The following is a 22,405-nucleotide window of genomic DNA, read 5'->3' as shown; positions in this document are numbered from 1 at the left end:
GATCAGGTGCGTGGGCGCACGGTGCGCTGCTCGATGCGCTTCTCGTAATGGTCGCCTTGGAAGATGCGCTGCACGAAGATGCCCGGGGTGTGGATCTCGTCCGGATGCAGTTCGCCAGGCTCCACCAGGTGCTCCACCTCGGCCACGGTGACCCTGCCGGCCATGGCCATCATGGGATTGAAATTGCGCGCCGTGGCCTTGTAGACCAGGTTGCCGAAGCGGTCGCCCTTCCAGGCCTTCACCAGCGCGAAGTCGGCGCGGAGCCATTGTTCCATCACGTACATCTTGCCGTGGAACTCACGCGTCTCCTTGCCTTCGGCCACCTCGGTGCCGTAGCCCGCAGGCGTGAAGAAGGCCGGGATGCCCGCACCGCCCGCGCGGCAGCGTTCGGCCAGGGTGCCCTGCGGGATCAGCTCCACCTCCAGCTCACCGCTCAACATCTGGCGTTCGAACTCGTCGTTCTCGCCCACGTAGCTGCTGATCATCTTGCGGATCTGGCGGGTCTGGAGCAACAGGCCCAGCCCGAAGTCGTCCACCCCGGCGTTGTTGCTGATGCAGGTGAGGTCCTTCACGCCCGTGCGCACCAGCGCGGCGATGAGGTTCTCGGGAATGCCGCAGAGGCCGAAGCCGCCCACCATCAGCGTCATGCCGTCGGCGATCCCCTTCAGGGCCACATCGGCGCCCGCCACCACTTTGTTCATCTCGGTCCGGTATGTAGGGTGGCGAAGATAGACGCCCGCCCCGGCCGCCTCAGTCCCAGCGCGGCTTGGTGCCCGTGCCGCCGCCCTTGGCACGTTGACGGCAGTCGATCGCCGAGGGGTCGAATCCGGCGGGCTTCTCGAAATCGCCGCTGCTGATGGTGATGGTGCTGTCGGCGTACACCTTGTTCATGTAGTAGCCGTAGATCGGCAGGGCCATGTTGGCGCCCTGGCCCTTGTCGGTGGTGCTGAAGCGCACGCTGCGATCCTCGGCGCCGGTCCACACACCGGTCACCAGGTCGGGCGTGATGCCGATGAACCAGCCATCGCTGTTGTTCTGTGTGGTGCCGGTCTTGCCCGCCGTGGGGAACTTGATGTTGGCGTACTTGGCGCGGGTGCCGTAGCTGCTGCGCAGCCGCATGCCCGTGCCCACGGCCTTGCCGGTGCTGGGGTTGTATGCGCCGTCGGTCACGCCCTTCAGCATCTTCAGCATGGTGTAGGCCGTCACTTCATCCAGCGCCTCGTAGGTCTTGGGCGACATGTCATAGATGGCGTTGCCGTTCTTGTCCTCGATGCGCGTGAAGACGATCGGTTCGATGTAGACGCCCTGGTTGGCGAAGGAGGCGAAGGCGCCGGTGATCTCCATCAGGCTCAGGTCGGCCACGCCCAGGCACAATGAGGGCACGGGGTCCAACGGACTCTTCACGCCCATGTGCCGCGCCAGCACCGTCACCGCCTGCGGCCCGTACTGTTTCATGATCCACGCGGTGATCGTGTTCATGGAATTGGCCAGCGCGTACTCCAGCGTCACCATGCCGCCGTAGACGTTGTCGCTGTTCTGCGGACACCACTCGGGCTGCGGCGGCGGCATGTCGAAGCACACGCGCTGGTTGGGCAGTTCGCGGCAGGGGTCCATGCCTTCGCGGATGGCGGTGGCGTACACGAAGGGCTTGAAGGTGGAACCCACCTGGCGGCGCGCCTGCTCCACGTGGTCGTACTGGAAGTGCTTGAAGTCGATGCCGCCCACCCAGGCCCGGACGAAGCCCGTGCGCGGATCCAGGCTCAGCAGGCCGCTTTGCAGGAAACTCTTGTAGTAGCGGATCGAGTCCATCGGGCTCATCATCGTGTCCACCTCGCCGTGCCAGGTGAACACGCGCATGGCCACGGGCTTCTCGAACTCCGCGGGGATCTCGGTCTCGGGCACCACGGGCCAATGGTGGTCGCAACCACCGAGGTCGGGGCGGCAATGGTAATGCGGTCGCCCCTCGATGGTCTCCTTTTCGATGTAGCGCGCAGGCCGTTCGCAGTTGCCGCACTGTTTGCCGGAGAGCACGCGGTAGCGCACGCTGCGCTTCATCGCCGAGGTGAGGATGCCCTGGATCTCGTCCTGGCTCACGCGGTGGTCGAAGGGTTTGTTCTTCTTCCGCGCCAGGTCCTTGAAGAAGTCGGGCTGCAATTCCGTGGCCAGATGCTCGCGCATGCCGATCTCGCCATACTGCTGCATGCGCCGGTCGATGGTGGTGTACACGCGCAGGCCATCGGTGTAGATGTCGTAGGGCCTGCCCTCGGCGTTGGCGATGCGGTAGCGGCCTTCGTCGTCCTTCTCTGAAAGCAGCTTCTGCAACTTGGCGCGCAGCACTTCACGGAAATAGGGCGCGGGGCCTTCGGTGTGGTCGATGCGCTGGAAGCGCAGGCCGAGCGGGAGTTGTTTCAGGCTGTCGTATTCGGCCTGGGAGAGCATGTCGTTCTTCATCATCTGCCCCAGCACCACCATGCGCCGGTGCAGGGTGGTGTCCGGCCGGCGCATCGGATTGAAGAGCGCGGGGTTCTTGCACATGCCCACGAGCATGGCGGCCTCCTCGATGCGCAGCGAATCGGGCGTGGTGTCGAAGTAGACGCGCGCCGCGCTGTTGATCCCTACCGCCTGGTTGATCCAATCGAAGCGGTTCAGGTACATGGCGATGAGCTCGTCCTTGGTGTACTGGCGCTCGAGCTTCGCCGCGATGATCCATTCCTGGAATTTCTGGAACGTGCGCTTGATGAAATTCGGCGAACGCTCGGTGAAGAGCATCTTGGCCAGTTGCTGGGTGATGGTGCTGGCGCCCCCGCGCTTGCCCAGGAAGACCGCCGCGCGCGCCGTGCCCCGCAGGTCTATGCCACTGTGCTGGCGGAAGCGTTCGTCCTCCGTGGCGATCAGGGCATCCACCACATGCGGGCTGATGCGGTCGTAGCCCACCGGGATGCGGTTCTCCCGGTAATACTGCCCCATCTGCGTGCCGTCGCTGAAGAGGATGGCCGTGGCCAGGTCGCTGCGCGGATTCTCCAGGTCCTCGGTGCCCGGCAGGTCGCTGTTGGCGGCCATGGCCAGCAGGGTCATCAACGCCAGCGCCGGGCCCAATACCACGGCCCACCACAGCCACACCAGCAGGCGGCGGCGCTTCTTCTTCGGCGGTGTGGTCCCGGACATCGGGCGGTGAAATTATCGGTGGCGGATAGGGCCTTCGTGCGCCGGGATCATGGAGCTATCAACACCCGCCGGCCCGGTAGCGGGGCTGTCGTGGGCGGGATCATGGGCGCGACCGCTCCACGGTGATGCCCACATCGAGCACGCCGTCCAGGTTTTCGGTGCGCATGGCCTGTTCCAACCTGATGGTATAACGGCCTGCGGCCGGGAATCTGTTGCCCAGCTTGTAGAGCACATGTGCCCGGTAGCGGTCCGCGAAGACGAAGCCCGTGCCCTTGCCGTACCAGCGGCCGGTGTGGTCGGCCAGCAGGCACTCCACCGTGTCGCGCAGGTGGCGATCGCCGGGGCCGTCCAGGTCCACGAAGAGGAAGAGGCTGCTGAAGGGGTATTCGCCGGTGTGGCGCACATCGATGTACAGGTCGTGCCTGGCGATCGTGTCGTTCGCCTCGAACGCGAATTCGGGCTTCAGGTCGCGGTGCCAGGCCCCGCCGGGGATGGGCACGTCGGCCTGGTAGAGGATGCGGTCGCCGCAGCTTGCCAGAAGCAGTACGAGGAGGCCGGCCGCAAGACCACGAGTGTTCACGCCGCAGGGTTTTTGGCGGGGCCTTCGCCACTGCGCCCACCCCGTCCCCGTCCGCGTCCCCGACCCCGATCGCGCTTGCGCTCCGGAGCGCCGGGCTGCCGGGCCGCCGGTCCAGCCGCGCGGCGCTGGGCCTGGCCCTCACGCGGGCCGCCCGATGGCCCGGCCTTGCGCTTTTTGCGCCGCTTGCCGCCTTTCAGCTTGTCGTCGAAGCGCGTCAATTCATCCTGCCCCACCACGTTCTCATAATCGGGTGTCTTTTCAGCGGCCACCGGTTCGTCCGCCATGGCCAGGTCCACCTCGGGCAGCAACCCTTCCTTGTTCTTCGTCAGAATGTCGCGCACCACGTCCACGGGGAAGCCGGCCATCACGAAGGGTTCGCCCGGCTTCTTGAAACCGTACCACATCCTGCCGGTGAAGATGTCCGTCTTGATGTGGGTGCCGGTTCCCTGCAGGGTCTTCAACTTGGCGTTCTGGCTGGGGTAGCCCTTGATCGTCTCGATGTACATGTCCAGCTCATAGTTCAGGCAGCACTTCAGTTTGCCGCACTGCCCGGCGAGCTTCTGGGGATTGAGGGCGAGCTGCTGGTAGCGCGCGGCGCTGGTGGTGACGCTGCGGAAGTCCGTGAGCCAGGTGCTGCAGCACAACTCGCGGCCGCAGCTGCCGATGCCGCCGATGCGGCCGGCCTCCTGGCGCGCGCCGATCTGCTTCATCTCCACCCGCACCCCGAAGCGCTCGGCCATCTTCGGCACGATGCCCCGGAAATCGACGCGTTCCTCGGCGTTGTAGTAGATGGTGGCCTTCCGCCCGTCGGCCTGGAATTCCACGTCGGTCACCTTCATGTCCAGCCGCGTCTCGCGCACCATGCGGCGTGCCTCGAAGAGCGTTTCGTCCTCGCGCTTGCGGCTGGCGTGCCACTTGTCGATGTCATCCTGGAGGCTTTTGCGCAGGATCTTCTTCAACTCGAAGGTGTCGCCCGTCAGCTTGCGGCGCTCCATCTGGGCGCGCACCAGTTCACCGGCCAGGCTCACCATGCCCACATCGAAGCCCGGTGCCATGTCCACGGTCACCAGGTCGCCGGGCATCAGCTGAAGCCCCGCGGTGTTGCGGAAGAAGCCCTTGCGCGTGTTCTTGAAGCGCACCTCCACGCCATCGAAGGGTTGCTGCCCGGCGGGAAGGGGCACCCCAGCCAGCCAGTCGAAGACATCCAGCTTGTTGCAGCCGCTGGTGCTGCAATATCCGTTGCTCTTGCACCCTGCGGGCTTGCCGTCCGCCCCACTGCTGCATCCTGCACAGGCCATGCGTTCTTCCTTGTGGCCACCCTGGTGGGCGGCGCGTGCGAAGATAGGCGGGGCGCGAAGGGTGAGGGAGCGCCGGGTCCTACCGCCCTTTCCGCAGCATGCGCATCATGGCGTAGCTCAGGTCCATGAAGAGGACCTTGGGGTTGGCGTTGCGCTCCACATGCTGGTGGGCGGTCTCCAGCTCGGCGCGGATGCCGGCGGCGTTGGACGCGTTGAGCAGCTTGCTGAAGCCCGTGACGAACTCCTTTTCCTGGCCCATGGTGCGCACCAGTTCCTCGGCGCGCTGCCATTGGAACACGCACTGGCGGATGAGGTAGAGGCCGTAGCGCATCAGGGCCTTCTGCTTCTCGCGGCCCATTTTCTGGAAGCCCTCGGCGAATTCGGTCACCACGGCGATGCGCGCCTCGTAGCACATGCGGAGCCAGTCGCGGAAGAAGACGAAAAGCTCCTCCTCGCCCTTGGCGGCGATGGCCTGCGCCTCCAACAGGTCGCCCTCGCTGCGCAGGGCGATGGCCATGGCCTCATCGTCGGCCAGGTCCGGGTGGCGTTCGCGGAGCACCTCGGCCACCTCGGAGGGTCGCAGGGCAGGCACCTGCACCTGTTGGGTCCGGCTCAGGATGGTGGGCAGCAGGCGCTGGGGGTCGTGGCCCACAAGCATGATGGCCGTCATGGGTTCGGGCTCCTCCAGGGTCTTCAGCAGCTTGTTGGCCGCTTCGATGTTCATCGTCTCCGGCAGCCAGAGGAGCATCACCTTCCAACCGCCCCGGAAGGACTTCATGGAAAGCAGCCGTTGTATCTCCAGGGCTATGTCCTTGCCGATGATGAGCTGTTTGTTCTCCTCCTCCATGCCGGTGCGCCAGAGGTCCAGGTCGGCGTAGGGCTCACGCAGCACCATGGCCCGCCAATCGGGCAGCAGCTTGTCGCAGGTGCGCTGCTTGTCGCTGAGGGCGATGGGGAACATCAGGTGCAGGTCCGGGTGCTCCAGGCGGTTCATCTGTTTGCAGGCGGGGCACACGTCGCAGGCGTCGGCCAGATCGGGCTTTTCGCAGAGGAGATAGCGCGCATAGGCCAGCGCCAGGGGCAGGTTGCCGCTGCCGCGCGGGCCGAGGAAAAGCTGCGCGTGCGGTACACGGCCCTCGCGGATGTTGCCGATGAGGCGGGCCTTCAGGGCGCCATGGCCTACGATGTGGGAGAAGAGCATGGGCGGGGATGCGAAGTTGCGCAACGCCGCACGACCATGCGCCGCTTGCCGCCACCGGATATCTTCGTCGCCATCGCCCATGGACGTCCGCACCCTATCGATCATCATTCCCGCCTACAACGAGGAGCGCACCATCCACCTGATCCTGGACAAGGTCCGGGCGGTGGAACTGGTCAACGGCATCGCCAAGGAGGTGGTGATCGTCAACGACGGATCGAAGGACGGCACCGTGCAGGCCGTGGAGCGCTACATGGCGGCGCATCCGGAGATGGGGATCAAATTCTTCCAGCAGCCGAGGAACATGGGCAAGGGCGCGGCCATACATCGCGGCATTCTGGAGGCCACTGGCGAATACCTGCTTGTCCAGGACGCCGACCTGGAGTACGACCCGCGCGAATACAACGACCTGCTGCGCCCCGTGCTGGAAGGTTTCGCCGATGTGGTCTACGGATCGCGCTTCATGGGCCACCACCCGCACCGCATCCTCTTCTTCTGGCACAGCATCGGCAACAAGTTCCTCACCTTCCTGTCCAACGCGTTCAACAACTTGAACCTGACGGACATGGAGACCTGCTACAAGCTGATCCGGAGCGACGTCGCCAAAGGTTTGAAGCTGCAAGAGAAGCGCTTCGGTTTCGAGCCCGAGGTCACGGCCAAGCTGGCGCGCGTGCCGGGCATACGGATCTACGAGGTGGGCATCAGCTACTACGGGCGCACCTACGCCGAGGGCAAGAAGATCGGCTGGAAGGACGGCTTCCGCGCGATCTGGTGCATCATGAAGTACGGGCTTTAGCGATCGCCATGCGGATCCCCCTCCGCTCTCCTTCTTTTCTTTTGGTGGTATCCCTATGGCTGGTCCTAGTGGCAGGCAGCTTGTGGCGGCAGCACGGAGAACTGTTCGCTTGGGATGTTTTCGGCTACCACCTGTATCTGCCCGCCGCGTTCATCGAGAACGATCCTTTACTGAAGGACCTGCAGTGGGTCGAGGAGGCCCGGGAGAAGTGGTCCGCATCGCCGGATCTGTATCAGTTGTCGCATTACCCGGATGGTAGCAGGGTGATCCGCTATCCCATGGGGCAGGCGGTGATCTGGTCCCCGTGGTTCTTGTTGGGGCATGGAATGGCCATGCTCGGTGGCCAGCCTGCGGACGGTTATTCCATGCCCTATCAACGGGCCATACATGCGGGCATCCTGATCCATCTGCTACTGGGCATTCTGGCGCTACGCAGCGTGTTGCTGAGGCGCTTCTGTGACCGTACGACAGCCTGCGCCTTGTTTCTGCTGATGGTGGGCACGAACCTGTTGGACCAGACCCTCAACGGGATCAGCATGCCACATGTGCTGCTCTTCTCCTTGTACGGAGGCATCCTGTATTTCACGGTGGTATGGACCAACGACCGCCGCCTGGTCAACGCGGTCAAGTTGGCAATACTTCTGGGGCTGGCCATACTGGTCCGGCCTACCGAGGCGGTGTGCCTGTTGCTCCCCCTGTTCTGGCGGGGTGAGAATGAAAGGGGATCCTTCCTGCGGCGGATATGGCGGCTTCGGGGACAATGGTCCATCATGGCCGTGGTCATATTCCTGGTGGTGCTGCCGCAACCGATCTATTGGTATGCCGCCACCGGGAAACCGCTGATCGACCCTTACAACAATCCTGGAGAGGGTCTGGACCTTCTTGCACCACATACTTGGTCATTCCTGTTCAGTTTCCGCAAGGGATGGTTGTTGTACACCCCTTTGATGCTATTCGCGGTCTTGGGCATCGCGTATCTGCGGAATGCTTGGAATGAGGCCTTCATCCCCGTCCTTTCGTTCTTTCTCCTCAACCTCTACCTGGTGTCGAGTTGGACCAATTGGTGGTATGCCGAGAGTTTTGGATCGCGCGCCATGGTGGGGTCTTATGCGGTCATGGTCCTGCCTCTTGCTGGTCTGCTGCACCGCGCTCGCGGGTGGCGCAAGCTGCCCGGTACCGGGTTCATTGTGCTATTGGCCGCGCTCGTCGCTTTCAATTTTCTTCAGCATGCGCAGTACATGCGGGGGGTCATCCATGGCTCGCGGATGACGGCCAGGGCATATTGGGCTGGCTTCGGCAAGCTCCAGCCGGTGCAAGGGATGAAGGATCTGCTGCTTGTGGATCGTTCCGGCCCTGCCGATGCGCCGCCTAAGGGAATGGCCGGCTATCTGCCCAAGTCCCTGTCCTGGGATTTGTTGCGGACCGAGCCTTCCGGAATGGACACACTGCTGTTGGACCCCAACGGAGCAGGCTTGAGGAAGGCCTATTTGCTCGGCGGCCCATGGGAGTTCTCCCCGGCCGTGCGGATACCCTTTGGTGCGATGACCACAACGGACCACATCTGGATTGAACTCACATGGAACATCATGCCTTTGGGCCGATCGGTCCGCGGATCGGCGGTGGCCCAGATGGAGCACAAAGGCGGATGCTATGGATACTTTGACAAGCCCTTGGAGGTCGATAGCATGCGGCCAGGCGTGTGGAACCAGGTCGTCACCTACTATCGTCCACCTGTGGTCCGCAGCGACAAGGACCTTTTTCTCGCGTTCTATTGGGCCCGGGACACCCTACCCATATTGGTGGAGGGTCCCCGTCTGCGTGTTTTCGAGCCCGAGCGGTCGCGTTGATGGAGATGGCGAAACGTCAGCCATTCTCATCGGCCCCCAGAGGGTTGCATGAGAGTGAGCGGACCATATTGCGGGTAGTCCGGAAGGGGACCCGGGTCAATCTTCCCTCTGCTGGGTCTCCATGGCCACCAGATAGTCCACATGCCCGCGCAGCACCTCTTCCAAAGGTCTGCGCTCCCAGTGGGCCTGTCGCTTCACCATGTTGAACCAGCGCTCATCGCTGCGGATCTGCTGGTCGAAATATTCAGCGTCCTTTCCCGGAGGGAAAACCGCGTGCGGTTCTTCATCGGCAGCGGCCACCACTTCGGGATCATCTTCCTTGGCCACGCGGTAACTGTATAGCCGAAGACCGCGTAGCGTATGCATGTCCTCGATCACCAAAGGGGCTTGCGCGCCCTCCATTTCCATCGTGTTCCCACGCAGTCGCAGATGACCGTTGAGCATGCCAGTGCGGCTGCAAACGATCATGCCATGGGCGTGGACGCGCGTGATGTTCTGCACCTCCTGCAAGGGGTAGGCTTCATGCTTGGCGCCGCCGACAACGATCGTGTTGGCCTGCGCGTGCAGCAACAGATAATAGGTCTTGTCCCAGCCATGGAAATCCACGATCAAGCCACTTCCAGGCCTGGCTTTGCCAGCGGCATTGATCAAAGCCAGCAGTTCGTCGGTCTCCGGATCGGGCAGACGTGGCACTACTTCCATCTCACGATAATAGGCCAGCACCAGGTCGTCCATCGCAGGACCGAAGCGCCCCTCGCCGAAATGCCTGGTGTGATCGACCTTGTCCCATACCAATGTCATGGGGATCACCGAAACAAGACCAGCGATGACCATTGCGGTGCGCAGGTGCAGCCATCGCGCGCCCTGGAACACGAGCGCCACGAAGGGCAGGGCCAGCACCAGCCAGGTGATAATGAACCGGTGCTGCATCATCAACGACCCATCCCGGGCCTTGATCAGAAACACTGCGACCATCACCACGATCGGGATCAGCCATGCCCATTGATCGCGGGCGAGCCTTCGCCGTATGATGGCGTACACCAAGGAGGCCAGCATCATCACCACCACGATGGGGGATAAATTCAGCATGAAGGACCACGGGAAGAAGAGTGTCCGCTTCAACCGATCCACCGGCAGCACATCGTCGTTGATGCCCTCCTTCACCATGTTCCACACATCGTTCTGGTTCACGCTGTACAGCGGATCGCCGAAGGCCGCCCAGTTGCCGATCATCCAGGTGGCCGGGAAGATCATGGCGCAGAGCCAGAACACCACCGTATGGCGCCAGCCGCGCAGCAGGAACACCACCAAGGTCAACGTGGCGATGATCACCCAAGCCTCGTAGCGCAGCGCGGCGGCACAGGTGATCAGCAGGCCGCCGAGGATCATGCCCCGGTAGTTCTGGCCATGCTGCGGTGGCGAGGACAAAGCATAGATCGCCATGGCCAGGAAGAACCCATAGGACACTTCAGAGAGGGCCTGCATGCTGGTCCAAAGCACGATGGGGCTGAAGACGTAGAGCAGCGAGGCGAGCACTGCACCACGCCGCGAACCGAAGACGTTGCGCGTGAAGCCGTAGAGCGGGATCACCGTGAGGGTGACGCAGAGCAGGTTGAGCGCCAACGGTCCGGCCGTTTTGCCCGGCAGCACCAACATGAAGAGTGCGTTCAAGTAGTGGTGCAGAGGTCCCCAGTAGCCCTCCTTGATGTAGTGGGGGTCAAGGAGCCACTCGTAGGCGATATGGATCCGGCTCACGGCATCGGCCTGCACGGTACGCGCCCAAGGCAACATGGCCAGCCGCACGATCAGCGCGGCCAGCATGAGGAGCAGCACATCACGGCGGTGGACGCTTCGGAGGAAGTTCAACATGGTTCTTCAGAAACTGGGGATCTCTAGCCATACCTCGATGAGCCGGTCCCAGTTCCAGTCAGGTCCTTCCCACGGCCAGATGTAGAGCTTGCTGAGCCGGATGTTGATGAACACCAGCAGGTAAAGTGGCAGGTACGAAAGCCAGCGCCACCGTGGGCCGTGCGACCATAACCACTTCAGGCCCACGGCCAGGGGAATGGCCAGGAAGGCATAGTATTCGATGAAGCCACGGTGGCCGAAAGAGCCCCCAAGCCACCAACTCCACCAACTGGCGTAGATGTACCAAGCCAGGACCCAGGTCAGCAGAACCAGCCGCATGTGGGGCAGGCCGCGCAAGGCGCCGATCAACAGTGCCACCATGGTGATCGCCATGAGCGGGGTGTAGATGAACCAACCATTCTGGTGGCTTAGGAGCACATCGAGCAGGTGCGGTTCGGTCCAGTTGAATCCCTCGCCCTTCTTGCCGTAGGTGAAGACGAACCATTCACCCGTGATGTGCTTCCAATAGAGGAACTGTGGCACGAACAGCAGCGCCACCACCAACACGCCGGCACCGGCCGCGATGGGGTGGGCGCGCAGCCAGCCGAGCCGGATACGCAGTGCTTCCCAAGGCCGTGCGCTGCCCAGGAACAGGGGCAGCAGCAGGGCGATGATGTTCAACTGCCGGATCAGCACCACCATGCCGCCGCAGACGATCAGCAGGAACAGCGCACCCGGCGTGGGTCTTGCCAGCATGCGCAGGGTGAGATACAGCAGGCCAGCGAAGAGGAAGAAGGCATACACATGCGACATGCCCGGCTGCCAGGTGCTGTAGAAGAAGAGATTGGTTGCACCGTAGAGCAGCATGGGGGTGAGCAGCGCGAGCGGCCTGCCCACCAGGCGGCGCAGGGCATGGAAGAGCAGGTGGCATCCGGCTGCCAGGTAATAGGCCGCGCCGATGAAGTGCATGATGGCGAAGGGATGCGAATAACCGTCCGCGGTCTGCCCGGATAGAGCGGCCCACGAGGCGCCGATCAGAAAGAAGGGCAGTTGCATCAACGCCACACCGATGGTGAACATGCTCAGACCTTTGCCATTCTCCAGATGATGCGTCCATGGCAGCATGGACCAGTCGTGAGTGCCGAAGAGCGCGGGCAGGAACTGGTAGTAGCCCCAGGGGTCGCTGCCGTGTGTGAGCATGGTACTTAGGTGATGCGTGTTCACCAGGTAGCCGGTGCGCGCCGTTACCACGAAGAGCAGGATGGCCAGCACCCATTCGGCATTCGGCATGCCCTGTCGCTGGAGGGATCGCAGGAATGTGACCATGGGAGAGGGCCTGGCAGGCCGCCCAAAGAACGCCATCTTTGGCCGAGCATGGAAAGCCGCCACGCTGTTGGACCCCCCGTCTGGTGGGTGCTGTGGGCCGCTGCGGCCGTGGTCGTCCGGCTGCTTTCAGAGGGCATCCTGGAAGCCGGCGACGGGATCCAGCACTACCAGATCGCGCGCTTCTCGTGGAAGCATCCGGAGTTGTACCTCGACCACTGGGGCAAGCCGCTCTTCACCCTGCTCGCCTCCCCCTTCGCGCAGCTGGGCCATTGGGGCATGGCGCTTTTCAATGCGCTGTGTTTCGCTGCCACCTGCTGGGCAGCCGACGGGATCCTCCGTCGCGCGGGTGCACTGGCGAGCTGGCTCTATCCGCCCGCCTTGTTGCTGGCGCCGGTCTACGGCACCATGGTACTCGCGGGCATGACCGAGATCCTCTTCGGCCTGCTCGCCGTGCTGGTGGTGCGCGCACTGGCCGATCGGCGCCCTGTGCTCGCCTCAGCTATCGCCTCCTTAATGCCCTTTACGCGTCCTGAGTATGTCGCCTTCGTGCCTGCGGTGCTGCTTTGGCTGGCCTGGCACCGCCAATGGCGCGCCCTGCCCTGGCTGCTTCTCGGCCACTTGGTCTATGGCGCCCTGGGCGCGTTCCACTTCAATGATGCGCTGTGGTATTTCCACCGGGACCCATACGTCGGCGCGGCGGACATCTATGGCAGTGGCGATCTGGACCACTTCTGGCAACGCCGCGAACAGATCCTCGGCGGCCCGCTGTTGTGGGTCCTTGCGCTCGCAATGCCTGTCTCAGCCCTGTTGTGGTGGCGCAAGGCGGAAGAGCGGCCGATGTTGCGCTTGCTCATCGTGGTGGCCCTGTTGCCTGCGCTGTGCATCGCCTTGCTGCATTCCATTCTTTGGTGGAAGGGCCTGAAGGGTTCCTTGGGCCTGGTGCGCGTGCTGGCCACCGCGGTGCCATTGTTCGCGCTCTTCGCGGTGTGGACCGTGTCTCGCGCAGTGGCTTTGTGGACAGGGCCGGGATGGCGGATCCACCTGGCTTCATGGGCATTCATCCTGCCATACACCTTCTATGGCGTCCGCGCCTTTCAAGCCGAGCAGGCGATCCCCGTGGCGACGCATGCCGAATTGGAGTTTCTGGACCGCTGCGGCGATCATTTGGCCACCATGCCTTTGCCCAAGGGCAGGACCATCGTCTTCCACCCATACGTCGCCTATCGCAGCGGTCTCGACCCCTTCGACATGGAGCGCGTATCGCAGTGTTGGCCGGGATTCCAAAGGTTCGGCCCTGGAGATCGGCTTGTTTGGGATGCGCACTTCGGACCCAGTGAGGTCGATCGTTCCTTGGAGGACATGCTGTCCGATAGTACCCTGCGGCTTATGGCCACGCTGGTGCCCAAGGAGCATATGGTGCGGCTCAACGGCCGGGCCATGGAGGTCAACATCTTCGAGCATGGACGTGGAAGACGCTGGAAAACGTTGGACACCTTGTTGATGGGGCTCGTCCAGCGCGGTGTGGAAGGAGTGCGGGCGGATACGATGTCTTGTGCGCCAGAGGAGTTGTGTTTTCCCGGGGTGGAGTATCCCCTCGAGATCACGGGGCTTGACCTGGAGGAGGTGGGCATGAGCTTCGCCGACCTGGTGATCCGTGGCGAAGTGTCCTGGCCCGATGGTGCGGGGGGGGCACAATTGGTCTTTTCAGAGGACCATCCGGCTGGTTCAGTGGGCTACCGGTCGAGTGCCATTGGCGATGGCGCATTTGAGCACCGATACCGTATCCCACCCCGCTCGGCCGGTACCTTCAACAAACTTTATATCTGGAACATCGGCAAGAAGCCCTTCTTGTTGCGCGGTCTTACCATCGAGGTGGTCCGCACCTTCCAGGAGGAGTAGGGCAGGGGCGCTTCAAGGCCCGGGGGAAGCTCCCGGGATCGCGGCGATCAACTTCTTCGTGTACGCCGCCTGCGGGTTTCCATACACCTCGTCCGCCGGGCCCCATTCCACCAGCCGGCCCTGCTCCAGCACCAGGATGCGGTCGCAGAAATACTTCACCACGTTGAGGTCGTGACTGATGAAGAGGTAGGTGAGGCCCTTCTCCTCCTTCAGGTCGTTCAGCAGGTTGAGCACCTGCGCCTGCACACTCACGTCCAGTGCCGCCACGCTTTCGTCGCACACGATCAAGCGGGGCTCCAGCGCGATGGCGCGCGCGATGACGATGCGCTGCCGTTGCCCGCCGCTGAACTGGTGTGGGAAACGGTCGTAGTGCGCGGCCTCCAGACCGACGCGTTCCAACAACGCGGTGATGCGACCGCGCCGATCCCCGTCATCGCGGCCGATGCCGTGCACACGCATGGCCTCGGCGATGGCGCCCCCCACGGTGATGCGCGGGTTGAGCGAGGAGTAAGGGTCCTGGAAGATGATCTGCAGCTCGCGGCGGAGGCGGCGCATGTCGTCCGCGGCGAGCGTGGTCAGTTCCCGGCCGTCGTAACGCACACGTCCGCTGCCCGGCTCGATCAGGCGCAGGATGCTGCGGCCCAGGGTGGTCTTGCCGCTGCCGCTGCCACCGACGATGCCGAGCGTTTCGCCAGGATGCACACGGAAGGAGATGTCGTGCAGGATGTGCGCATCGGGCCTGGGTCGGCGGAAGAGGCCGCGCTCACCGGGATAGCTCTTGTTCAGCGCCTCCACCTCCAACAGCGGTGGCTGTGCGCGCAGCGATCCCAAGCGCTCCGCGCGATCGGCCGCGGAGCGCTGGCCATGCGCGGGCGCGGCGCCTTCGTGAGCGAGGAATTCCTCCACGGTGGGCAGCCGCTCGGGATGACGCGTGGGGTCGGGCCTGCAGGCGATGAGGCCGCGCGTGTATGGATGTCGCGGCGCGCTGAAGAGCGTGCCGACCTCCGCGCTTTCCACCACACGGCCGTGCCGCATCACCAGCGCGCGTTGCGCCAGTTCGCGCACCACGCCGAGGTCGTGCGTGATGAAGAGCATGCCCATCCGGCGGTCGCGTTGCAGCAGCTTCAGCAGGTCGATGATCTCGCGTTGCACCAGCACATCGAGTGCGGTGGTGGGTTCGTCGCAGATGAGCACAGCGGGTTCGCAGGCCAGCGCCAGCGCGATGACCACGCGCTGTTTCTGGCCGCCGCTGAGTTGATGCGGATAGCGGTCGTAGAGCGCTTCGGGATCCGGCAGCAGCACTTCGCGGAAGAGTTCCACCACGCGACGCCGCGCGGCGGTGCGGTCCATGCGCAGGTGCCAGCGCAGCGACTCGGCCACCTGCTCGCCCACGCTGTACACCGGGTCCAGTGCGGTCATCGGCTCCTGGAAGACCATGGCGATGTGGCGGCCGCACAAGCGGCGCAGGGCTTCCTGCGGCAGGGCCAGCAGGTCCACTTCGCCTTCGGGTGTGGTGAGCGACGCTTGTCCGCGCACCGCGGCGTGACGCTGGTCCAGCAGACCCATCAATGCGAGGGCCGTGACACTTTTTCCGCTGCCGCTGGCGCCCACCAGGCCCAGGCACTCCCCGGCCTTCAGCGTGAAGGACACATCGTCCACCACGACGCTGTCGCCGAAGCGCACGTTCAGGTCGCGCACATCAAGGAGCGCCTTGTCCGTATTCACGCCAGGGTGATGTTGGCCTCGGGCACCAGTTCGCGGCCGGTGAGGCGCAGGTAGAGTTGCGCAGTGGCCACCACGTCCTTCTTGCAGTAGGTGGCGATGCGTTCCACGTCGCGTTCCTCCCAGTACACGCGTGCCACGTCGGCGCCGCTGATGTCGTCCTTCGGCGTGGGGATGCCCAGGATGTGCGTGAGCAGTTTCAGCGAGGTGAAGGCCTTGCGGTCGCCGAAGCCCCAGAGTTGCATGGTGTCCAGGTGGCCCACCTCCCAGGGCTTCAGGCCTGCGATATCCAGCAGGCGCGGCAACTGGATGCGGTGCACCACGCAGCGGCGCGCGATCCACGGGAAGTCGAACTCCTTGCCGTTGTGGCCGCAGAGCCAGTGCTCGTCGCTGTCGTAGTGTTCGTCCAGCATCTGTTTGAAACGCAGGAGCAGATCGCGCTCGTCGTCGCCGTGGAAGCTGGACACGCGCAATCCGTGGCGGCCGTCCGGTCGCTTGATCAGCGCGCCCACCCCGATGCAGACGATCCTGCCGAACTCGGCGAGGATGCCCGCGCGCTCGGGCCAGAGATCCGCGGCGCTCTTGTCGCCGCGTTCCTGTTCGTAGCGGGTCTTCTGCGCGAAGAGTTCCGCGGTGCGCTCGTCCACATCCTCCCAACGCGCGGTCTGCGGCACCGTCTCGATGTCGAGAAAAAGGACCTTGGAAAGATCGCGGATCTGGTCGTGCCGCACGGCGAAGAAGATGTGTGAGCGAATGTAACGCGCACCAACCCCTCACCCTTCACCCGATCAACACCCCGCGCTTCCCCATCAACGGCAACTCCGTGAAGTGTTCCTCCAGGATGCTGTCCGGCAGGAAGATGAACTTCTTGTCGTGCAACACGCCCCCGATGTAGTAGCTGAGCCAGTATTGGTTGCTGAGGCCGAAGACGTCCTCCATGATGCGTTCGAGGCGTGCCCAACTGCGCGGACCGAGGTGTTCGAGAAAGTGGCGCATCTCGCTGGTGCGGCGCTGTTCACCTTCCAGTTCGCCGTAGCCGCGTGAACTCACCAGCACATTGTCCAGCCTCACCTCCTGCCGGTTGATCAGGTACACGTACCAGGCCGTCCCACCGTCGTCGTCCGTCTCGCGCACCACCGCCATGGAAACGCCTTCCACAGCGGGTTCGTGGATGTCCTTGCGCATGGGGCAAAGGTCGGAAGGGGAGTTGTATGGCGCGCAGGACCACGAAGGCGTGGAGGCACCGTGGGCGTGAGGAACTTCGGCATGTCGCATCGAGACGTTCAGGAACCGCGAATGGACTTGGATGAATGGGAATGGCCGCATCAACACGGCGGATCCTGGCTGCGAGCGCGCACCCTGCCCACCGGGATACCTTTGTGCTCGACCTTTTCCCGCGCCCCATGTCCACCGCCACCGCCACCCTGCCGAAGAGCATACAAGCCCTTGTTCACGACCGCAATTTCATCGCCGGCCGCTGGAGCGATGCGGGCGATGGCACCTTCAACACGGTGGTGGAGAAGTACCACGGCTACGAGCTGGCGCGGATACCACACGCCACGGCGGAGCGGATGGAGGCGGCGATCGCGGCGGCGCATGCGGCACGCGGACCGCTGTGGAAGTTGAGCGCCGGCGAGCGAAGCGAAAAGCTCGAACGCCTGGCGGCCCTGCTGAAGGAGCATGAGGAGGCCCTGGCGCAGCTGATCATGCACGAGGCCGGCAAGCCCATTTCCTATGCGCGCACGGAGATCGCCCGCTGCATCGTCACCGTGCGCACCGCCGCGGCCGAGGCCCTGCGCTTCGGCGGCGAGGTGGTGCCCATCGACCATGGCGCGGGCGCTGGCAAGACCGCCTTCACCAAGCGCTTCCCCATCGGCGTCATCGCGGCGATCACGCCCTTCAACTTCCCCCTGAACCTGGTGCTGCACAAGGTGGCGCCCGCGTTGGCGATCGGTTGCCCGGTGGTGCTGAAACCCGCGCCCCAGGCCCCCCTCAGCGCGCTGGCGCTGGCCGGCCTCATCGAACGGCTCGGCTATCCCGAGGGCAGCTTCAGCACCCTGCTCTGCGGCATTCCGGTGGCGGAGAAACTGGTGAAGGACGACCGCGTGGCCATGCTCAGCTTCACCGGCAGCGACACCGTGGGCTGGCACCTGAAGGCCATCTGCGGCAAGAAGAAGGTGGCCCTGGAGCTCGGCGGCAACGCGGCGGTGATCGTGGATGAAAGCGCCGACCTGCCCGCCGTGGCGAAGGCCGTGGCCACCGGTGCCTACCTCTACGCCGGGCAGATCTGCATCAGCACCCAGCGCATCTTCGCGGTGGACAGCATCTTCGAACCGTTCCGCGAGCTGCTGGTGGCGGAAGTGGAGAAGATCCCCTGCGGCGACCCCGCCGACCCGAAGACCATCGTGGGGCCGATCATCGATCGCGGCCACCTCAAGCGCATCGACGACTGGATCGAGGAGGCGAAGCAGGGCGGTGCCCAAGTGCTGGCCGGTGGCACCGTGGCCGATGCCGCGCACCACATCCATGCGGCCACCCTGCTCACTGGCACGAACAACAACATGAAGGTGGGTTGCGCCGAGGCCTTTGGTCCGGTGGCCACGCTGGAACGGGTGAAGGACTTCGGCGAGGCCATCGCGCGGGTGAACGACAGCGCCTACGGTCTGCAGGCAGGCGTCTTCACCGACCACTTCCCGCACGTGAAGCGCGCCCACGAGGAACTCGAGGTGGGTGGCGTCATCATCAACGGCATCCCGGGCTTCCGGGTGGACAACATGCCTTACGGCGGCATCAAGGACAGCGGCCTGGGGCGCGAAGGGCTGAAGTACGCCATCGAGGAGATGAGCGAGCCGCGGCTTTTGGTATTCTAAAGGTCCAGGCTGGTGGGCCGAGCATCCCACACAGAGACGCGGAGGCACTGAGTTGCCCCTGCCTCCTCCGCGCCTCCGCGTGCGCCTGTCGCGGCCAAGCCTTCACCTCCCCTCCCCGCGTTAAGCTTCCGTCAAGTCTACAAGAACCGCCCACCACCTGTTTGCATCCTGTCGGCCTCTGCTTTAGCTTGCTGGCGCTCCGGTACTTCCTGCGCTGGGTGTGGTGACGCCCCGCTTGGTGTGCGAATGCCGGCACCTGCTTCCGGAACCCGCACCAAACCTGCCCCGTCATGAGGATATGGAGTACCCGCCCCAAGCTTGCGTTGTCCCTGCTGGCCACCACGGCCGTGCTGGGCTTCTCGGCCTTCGAGGCCTTTGACCGCAGCGGCGCACCGCCCCCTGCCGAGAGCGAAGGCACCCCCAAGGGCGTCCCCGCCAGCACCTTCGCCAATTTCGAGAGCGCCCACGTGCACCCCATGGACATCACCCCCGACGGCAACAAGTTGCTGGCGGTGAACACGGGCAACAACAGCGTGGAGGTCTACGACATCCTGCCCGACGGCATCCGCCACAGCGTGTCCATCACCGTGGGCGTGGAACCGGTGACGGTGAGGGCACGCACCAACACGGAGTTCTGGGTGGTGAATCGTGTGAGCGACAACGTGAGCGTGGCGAGCCTCACCACCAACCGCGTGTTCCGCACGCTGCAGGTGGAGGATGAGCCCGCCGATGTGGTCTTCGCCAGCGGCAAGGCCTTCGTGAGCTGCAGCGAGCGCAAGGCCGTGTGGGTATTCAACACCGCCAACCTGGCCGCCGCGCCCACCGAGGTGCTGTTGGTGGGCGAACAACCGCGCGCACTGGCCGTGAGCCAGAACGGCCAAAAGGTCTACGCGGCCTTCTTCGAGAGCGGCAACCAGACCACGGTGATCCCCGGCAACGAGTTCATGGCCCAGGGTTTCAAGTCGCCGCAGAACGGCAATGGCCCCGGGACCATCGTGGCCAACGACGTGGCCAAGCCCGTTGGCCCATATGGGGGCATACGCCCCGTGCCCAACAGCGGCCCCTCAGGTTTCAACCCGCCGATGAATCCGGCCAACCCCGTCAAGACCGACATGGCCAGCATGGTGGTGCGCAAGAACGCCGCCGGGCAGTGGATGGACGACAACAACCGCAACTGGACCAATCTGGTGAGCGGCGGGCAGGGTGTGCGCGTGAATGGCTGGGACCTGCTGGACCATGACGTGGCGGTGATCGATGTGGCCAACCCGCAGACCAACACCGTCAGTTACCAGAAGCATCTGGGCAACATCCTCATGGCCATGGCCGTGAACCCCGCCACGGGCAAGATCAGCGTGGTAGGCACCGACGCCACCAACGAGATCCGTTTCGAGCCCAACCTCAACGGCAAATTCCTGCGGGTGAACATCAGCCAATTCAACCAAGGCAGCCAGGCCAGCACCGCCATCACCGACCTGAACCCGCACCTGAACTACAGCACCCCCTCGGTGGCGCCGGCCTTGCGCAAGCAGAGCATCGGCGATCCGCGCGGCATCGCGTGGAAGGCCGATGGCACCGCCGCCTACATCACCGGCATGGGCAGCAACAACGTGATCATGGTGGACCAGAACGGCGCGCGCATCGGCTCCGAGCCGATCGTGGTGGGCGAAGGTCCCACGGGCATCAAGCTGGACGAGGCCAACGAGCGCTTCTTCGTGCTGAACAAGTTCGACGGCAGCATCAGCACGGTGAACATGGCCAGCGGCAAGGAAGTGGCGCGCACCAAGTTCTTCGACCCCACGCCCGAAGTGATCAAGATCGGCCGCCGCCACTTGTATGACACGCACACCGGCAGCGGCACCGGCCACATCAGCTGTGGCAGCTGCCACGTGGATGCCCGTTGGGACCGCCTGGCCTGGGACCTGGGCGACCCCAGTGGCGAGCAGGTCACCGTGGGCAACAAGCTCTTCCACCCCATGAAGGGCCTGAAGACCACCCAGTGGCTCATCGACATCATCGACAAGGGCACCGGCTTCCTGCACTGGCGCGGCGACAAGGAGACCTTCCACGATTTCGCCGGCGCCTTCCACCACTTGCAGGGCCTCGAAGCCCCCATGGACCCCCAGAGCATGCAGGAGTTCAGCGACTTCCTGGCCAACACCTACTACCATCCAAGCCCATATCGGAACTGGTATACCTCCGGCGCGAACAGCGATGGTGGCGGCTATCAGCTTCGGCGGATGAACTCAAGCACCCAGATCCCCTATGACCGCGTACGGGGTCCTGGTACGACCTTCCAAACGATCCAGAACGCGGGCGTGAAGCTGTTCGCGGTGATGGAGGTGAACTGCAACCATTGCCACCAGATGCAGACCGGCCGCAGCAACCATGTGCAGGCGGGCAATGAGAACATCGGGGCCGATCTGCGCACGGCGCATAAGAAGATGGGTTTCTACTTCAACGCGAACAGCACAGCAGGTTTTGGCTACATGTCCGATGGAGCATTCGAAACGTGGTTGAACCAGACGGGTACTCAGCACTATTTCGGTGACTACCAAGCGGAACTGCTTGGGTGGAACGGGGGCGTTGATCTGGTGAACAGCCCCGGGAGCGACGACGTAGGCCCCGGCTTGTGGCACGATGACAACCACTCCCTGCCTGCCGTTGGCCTTCAGCATACGCTCAGTGGCACCATTGGCAACGGCACTGGACAACAGCCGAACAACGTGAACTTCTTGAGAAGCTTGGCCAACAACTTCCCCACGGAGTTGGGGGTGATCGTGAAGGGCACTTGGAACGGACAACGGCGCGGGTTCCTCTATGTGGGAACGGGCACCGGAGGAAGCAGTGTATACCAACCGGATGAGAACGGCGCACCCACGATCACCCATGATGCACTGGTGGCTTATGCCACGAACGCGGCGAATAACAGCACCCTGACCTGGACGGTGGTCCACAAGCACGCCGCCATGCGCCTGGGTATCGACCGCGACATGGACGGCGTCTACGACTTCATCGACGGCGACGTGGAGATGGAACTGACCACCTGGTTGGAAGGCCCGGTGATCGGCCCGGTGATGCGTACGGACCTGCGCCTGAACGGCCTGATCCCCACCAGCGACCCCTATGGGCTGACCACTTCCCTGAAACCCAGTGTGCTGGAGCGGGTGGGTCCGCAGGCCGTGGTGGACTGGGTGCTGGTGCAGCTGCGTGATCCCAACAGCCCCACCACCGTGGTGGCCGAACTGGCCGGACTGGTGCAAGCCAACGGCAAGGTGGTGATGGCCGACGGCTCCAACCCGCTGCGTTTCCCCACCGTGGCGCGCGGCAACTACCACGTGCTTGTAAGCCACCGCAACCACCTGCCGGCCATGACGGCTGCGCCGCAGACCTTCGGCACGGGCATCACCATTGTGGACTTCGGCAGCGCGGGCCTGGCCACCTGGGGTACCGATGCGCGGAAGACCCTGCCCAGCGGGGTGCGTGCCTTGTGGGCGGGTGACGTCACCGGCAACGGCAACATCCAGTACACTGGTCCGGGCAACGATCGCGACCCGATCCTGGCCCGAATCGGCGGGATAGTGCCCAGTGCGGTAGTGCCAGGTTACTGGCCCGAGGACATCAACCTGGACGGCTTGGTGAAATACACCGGCCCGGAGAACGACCGCGACCCCATTCTGGTGAACGTGGGCGGTTCCGTACCCACCAACATCCGGCAGGGGCAGGTGCCGTAGGGGAAGTTGCCAGTTGGCAGTATGCGATTCATAGTTGGCTGGTCGGCCGGTCGGTGGTCCTGATAGGGACACGGGTCGGCCGATCGGCTTTTTCGGGCTGCCCAGGGGTGATCGGCGGGTGGGCG

The 22,405-nt window shown here is 64.0% G+C and carries 15 protein-coding genes; 5 read left to right on the top strand and 10 right to left on the bottom strand.

The features are described 5' to 3' along the window. Positions 1–2: 2 nt before the first annotated feature. The 5 genes from KIT10_10725 to KIT10_10705 form a co-directional block, all read right to left on the bottom strand. Positions 3–701, bottom strand: coding sequence for a CoA transferase subunit A (locus KIT10_10725; protein ID MCW5899734.1), 699 nt, complete (start codon positions 699–701; stop codon positions 3–5). A gap of 49 nt (positions 702–750) precedes the next feature. Beyond that, positions 751–3,165, bottom strand: coding sequence for a transglycosylase domain-containing protein (locus tag KIT10_10720; protein ID MCW5899733.1), 2,415 nt, complete (start codon positions 3,163–3,165; stop codon positions 751–753). Positions 3,166–3,265: 100 nt separating this feature from the next. Next, positions 3,266–3,745, bottom strand: coding sequence for a gliding motility lipoprotein GldH (locus tag KIT10_10715; GenBank protein ID MCW5899732.1), 480 nt, complete (start codon positions 3,743–3,745; stop codon positions 3,266–3,268). Further along, the gene (locus tag KIT10_10710; GenBank protein ID MCW5899731.1) at positions 3,742–5,043 is read right to left on the bottom strand and encodes a hypothetical protein; all 1,302 of its coding nucleotides are present in this window, start codon (positions 5,041–5,043) and stop codon (positions 3,742–3,744) included. The genes KIT10_10715 and KIT10_10710 overlap by 4 nt, the downstream gene beginning before the upstream one ends. 79 nt (positions 5,044–5,122) lie before the next feature. Then, entirely contained in the window at positions 5,123–6,244 is a 1,122-nt protein-coding gene (locus tag KIT10_10705) for a hypothetical protein (GenBank protein ID MCW5899730.1), read from the bottom strand. Between the two features lie 79 nt (positions 6,245–6,323). Here KIT10_10705 and KIT10_10700 point away from each other — a divergent pair, with 79 nt between their 5' ends. Further along, positions 6,324–7,037, top strand: a complete 714-nt coding sequence (locus KIT10_10700) for a glycosyltransferase family 2 protein (protein MCW5899729.1) — start codon at positions 6,324–6,326, stop codon at positions 7,035–7,037. 80 nt (positions 7,038–7,117) lie between these two features. Next, positions 7,118–8,884 (top strand): hypothetical protein, encoded by a 1,767-nt coding sequence (locus tag KIT10_10695; protein MCW5899728.1) that lies wholly within the window; start codon positions 7,118–7,120, stop codon positions 8,882–8,884. Between the two features lie 96 nt (positions 8,885–8,980). Here KIT10_10695 and KIT10_10690 read toward each other — a convergent pair whose 3' ends face one another. Both KIT10_10690 and KIT10_10685 read right to left on the bottom strand, forming a co-directional pair. Further along, positions 8,981–10,753, bottom strand: a complete 1,773-nt coding sequence (locus KIT10_10690) for a glycosyltransferase family 39 protein (protein MCW5899727.1) — start codon at positions 10,751–10,753, stop codon at positions 8,981–8,983. A 6-nt stretch (positions 10,754–10,759) separates the two neighbouring features. Next, entirely contained in the window at positions 10,760–12,058 is a 1,299-nt protein-coding gene (locus KIT10_10685; GenBank protein MCW5899726.1) for a hypothetical protein, read from the bottom strand. A gap of 48 nt (positions 12,059–12,106) precedes the next feature. Here KIT10_10685 and KIT10_10680 point away from each other — a divergent pair, with 48 nt between their 5' ends. Continuing rightward, complete coding sequence (locus KIT10_10680) at positions 12,107–13,957, top strand: DUF2029 domain-containing protein (protein MCW5899725.1); 1,851 nt, start codon at positions 12,107–12,109, stop codon at positions 13,955–13,957. A gap of 12 nt (positions 13,958–13,969) precedes the next feature. Here the strand turns inward: KIT10_10680 and KIT10_10675 are convergent, their stop codons facing one another. From KIT10_10675 to KIT10_10665, 3 genes are read right to left on the bottom strand one after another with little or no spacing between them, the layout of a single operon-like run. After that, the gene (locus tag KIT10_10675; GenBank protein ID MCW5899724.1) at positions 13,970–15,682 is read right to left on the bottom strand and encodes an ABC transporter ATP-binding protein; all 1,713 of its coding nucleotides are present in this window, start codon (positions 15,680–15,682) and stop codon (positions 13,970–13,972) included. Beyond that, positions 15,679–16,410, bottom strand: a complete 732-nt coding sequence (locus tag KIT10_10670) for a 3'-5' exonuclease (protein ID MCW5899723.1) — start codon at positions 16,408–16,410, stop codon at positions 15,679–15,681. The genes KIT10_10675 and KIT10_10670 overlap by 4 nt, the downstream gene beginning before the upstream one ends. Before the next feature lie 49 nt (positions 16,411–16,459). Then, positions 16,460–16,864, bottom strand: a complete 405-nt coding sequence (locus KIT10_10665) for a hypothetical protein (GenBank protein ID MCW5899722.1) — start codon at positions 16,862–16,864, stop codon at positions 16,460–16,462. A 218-nt stretch (positions 16,865–17,082) separates the two neighbouring features. Here KIT10_10665 and KIT10_10660 point away from each other — a divergent pair, with 218 nt between their 5' ends. Next, positions 17,083–18,549, top strand: a complete 1,467-nt coding sequence (locus KIT10_10660; protein MCW5899721.1) for an aldehyde dehydrogenase family protein — start codon at positions 17,083–17,085, stop codon at positions 18,547–18,549. Between the two features lie 290 nt (positions 18,550–18,839). After that, on the top strand, positions 18,840–22,280 hold the full coding sequence (locus tag KIT10_10655) for a beta-propeller fold lactonase family protein (GenBank protein MCW5899720.1): 3,441 nt from the start codon (positions 18,840–18,842) through the stop codon (positions 22,278–22,280). Positions 22,281–22,405 lie beyond the last annotated feature (125 nt).

Source organism: Flavobacteriales bacterium, from assembly GCA_026129465.1.
In the GTDB taxonomy this organism is placed as follows: domain Bacteria; phylum Bacteroidota; class Bacteroidia; order Flavobacteriales_F; family PHOS-HE28; genus PHOS-HE28.
Note: the sequence above shows the minus strand (reverse complement) of the source record. Positions and strands in the feature narration are given on the sequence as shown.

What these genes read in the sequence shown, in the direction of transcription:
- KIT10_10720 (MCW5899733.1), bottom strand. Translation starts at nt 3,165, where the DNA reads ATGTCCGGGACCACACCGCCGAAGAAGAAGCGCCGCCGCCTGCTGGTG.
- KIT10_10680 (MCW5899725.1), top strand. Translation starts at nt 12,107, where the DNA reads ATGGAAAGCCGCCACGCTGTTGGACCCCCCGTCTGGTGGGTGCTGTGG.
- KIT10_10655 (MCW5899720.1), top strand. Translation starts at nt 18,840, where the DNA reads ATGAGGATATGGAGTACCCGCCCCAAGCTTGCGTTGTCCCTGCTGGCC.
- KIT10_10705 (MCW5899730.1), bottom strand. Translation starts at nt 6,244, where the DNA reads ATGCTCTTCTCCCACATCGTAGGCCATGGCGCCCTGAAGGCCCGCCTC.
- KIT10_10690 (MCW5899727.1), bottom strand. Translation starts at nt 10,753, where the DNA reads ATGTTGAACTTCCTCCGAAGCGTCCACCGCCGTGATGTGCTGCTCCTC.
- KIT10_10665 (MCW5899722.1), bottom strand. Translation starts at nt 16,864, where the DNA reads ATGCGCAAGGACATCCACGAACCCGCTGTGGAAGGCGTTTCCATGGCG.
- KIT10_10710 (MCW5899731.1), bottom strand. Translation starts at nt 5,043, where the DNA reads ATGGCCTGTGCAGGATGCAGCAGTGGGGCGGACGGCAAGCCCGCAGGG.
- KIT10_10725 (MCW5899734.1), bottom strand. Translation starts at nt 701, where the DNA reads ATGAACAAAGTGGTGGCGGGCGCCGATGTGGCCCTGAAGGGGATCGCC.
- KIT10_10660 (MCW5899721.1), top strand. Translation starts at nt 17,083, where the DNA reads ATGTCCACCGCCACCGCCACCCTGCCGAAGAGCATACAAGCCCTTGTT.
- KIT10_10685 (MCW5899726.1), bottom strand. Translation starts at nt 12,058, where the DNA reads ATGGTCACATTCCTGCGATCCCTCCAGCGACAGGGCATGCCGAATGCC.
- KIT10_10700 (MCW5899729.1), top strand. Translation starts at nt 6,324, where the DNA reads ATGGACGTCCGCACCCTATCGATCATCATTCCCGCCTACAACGAGGAG.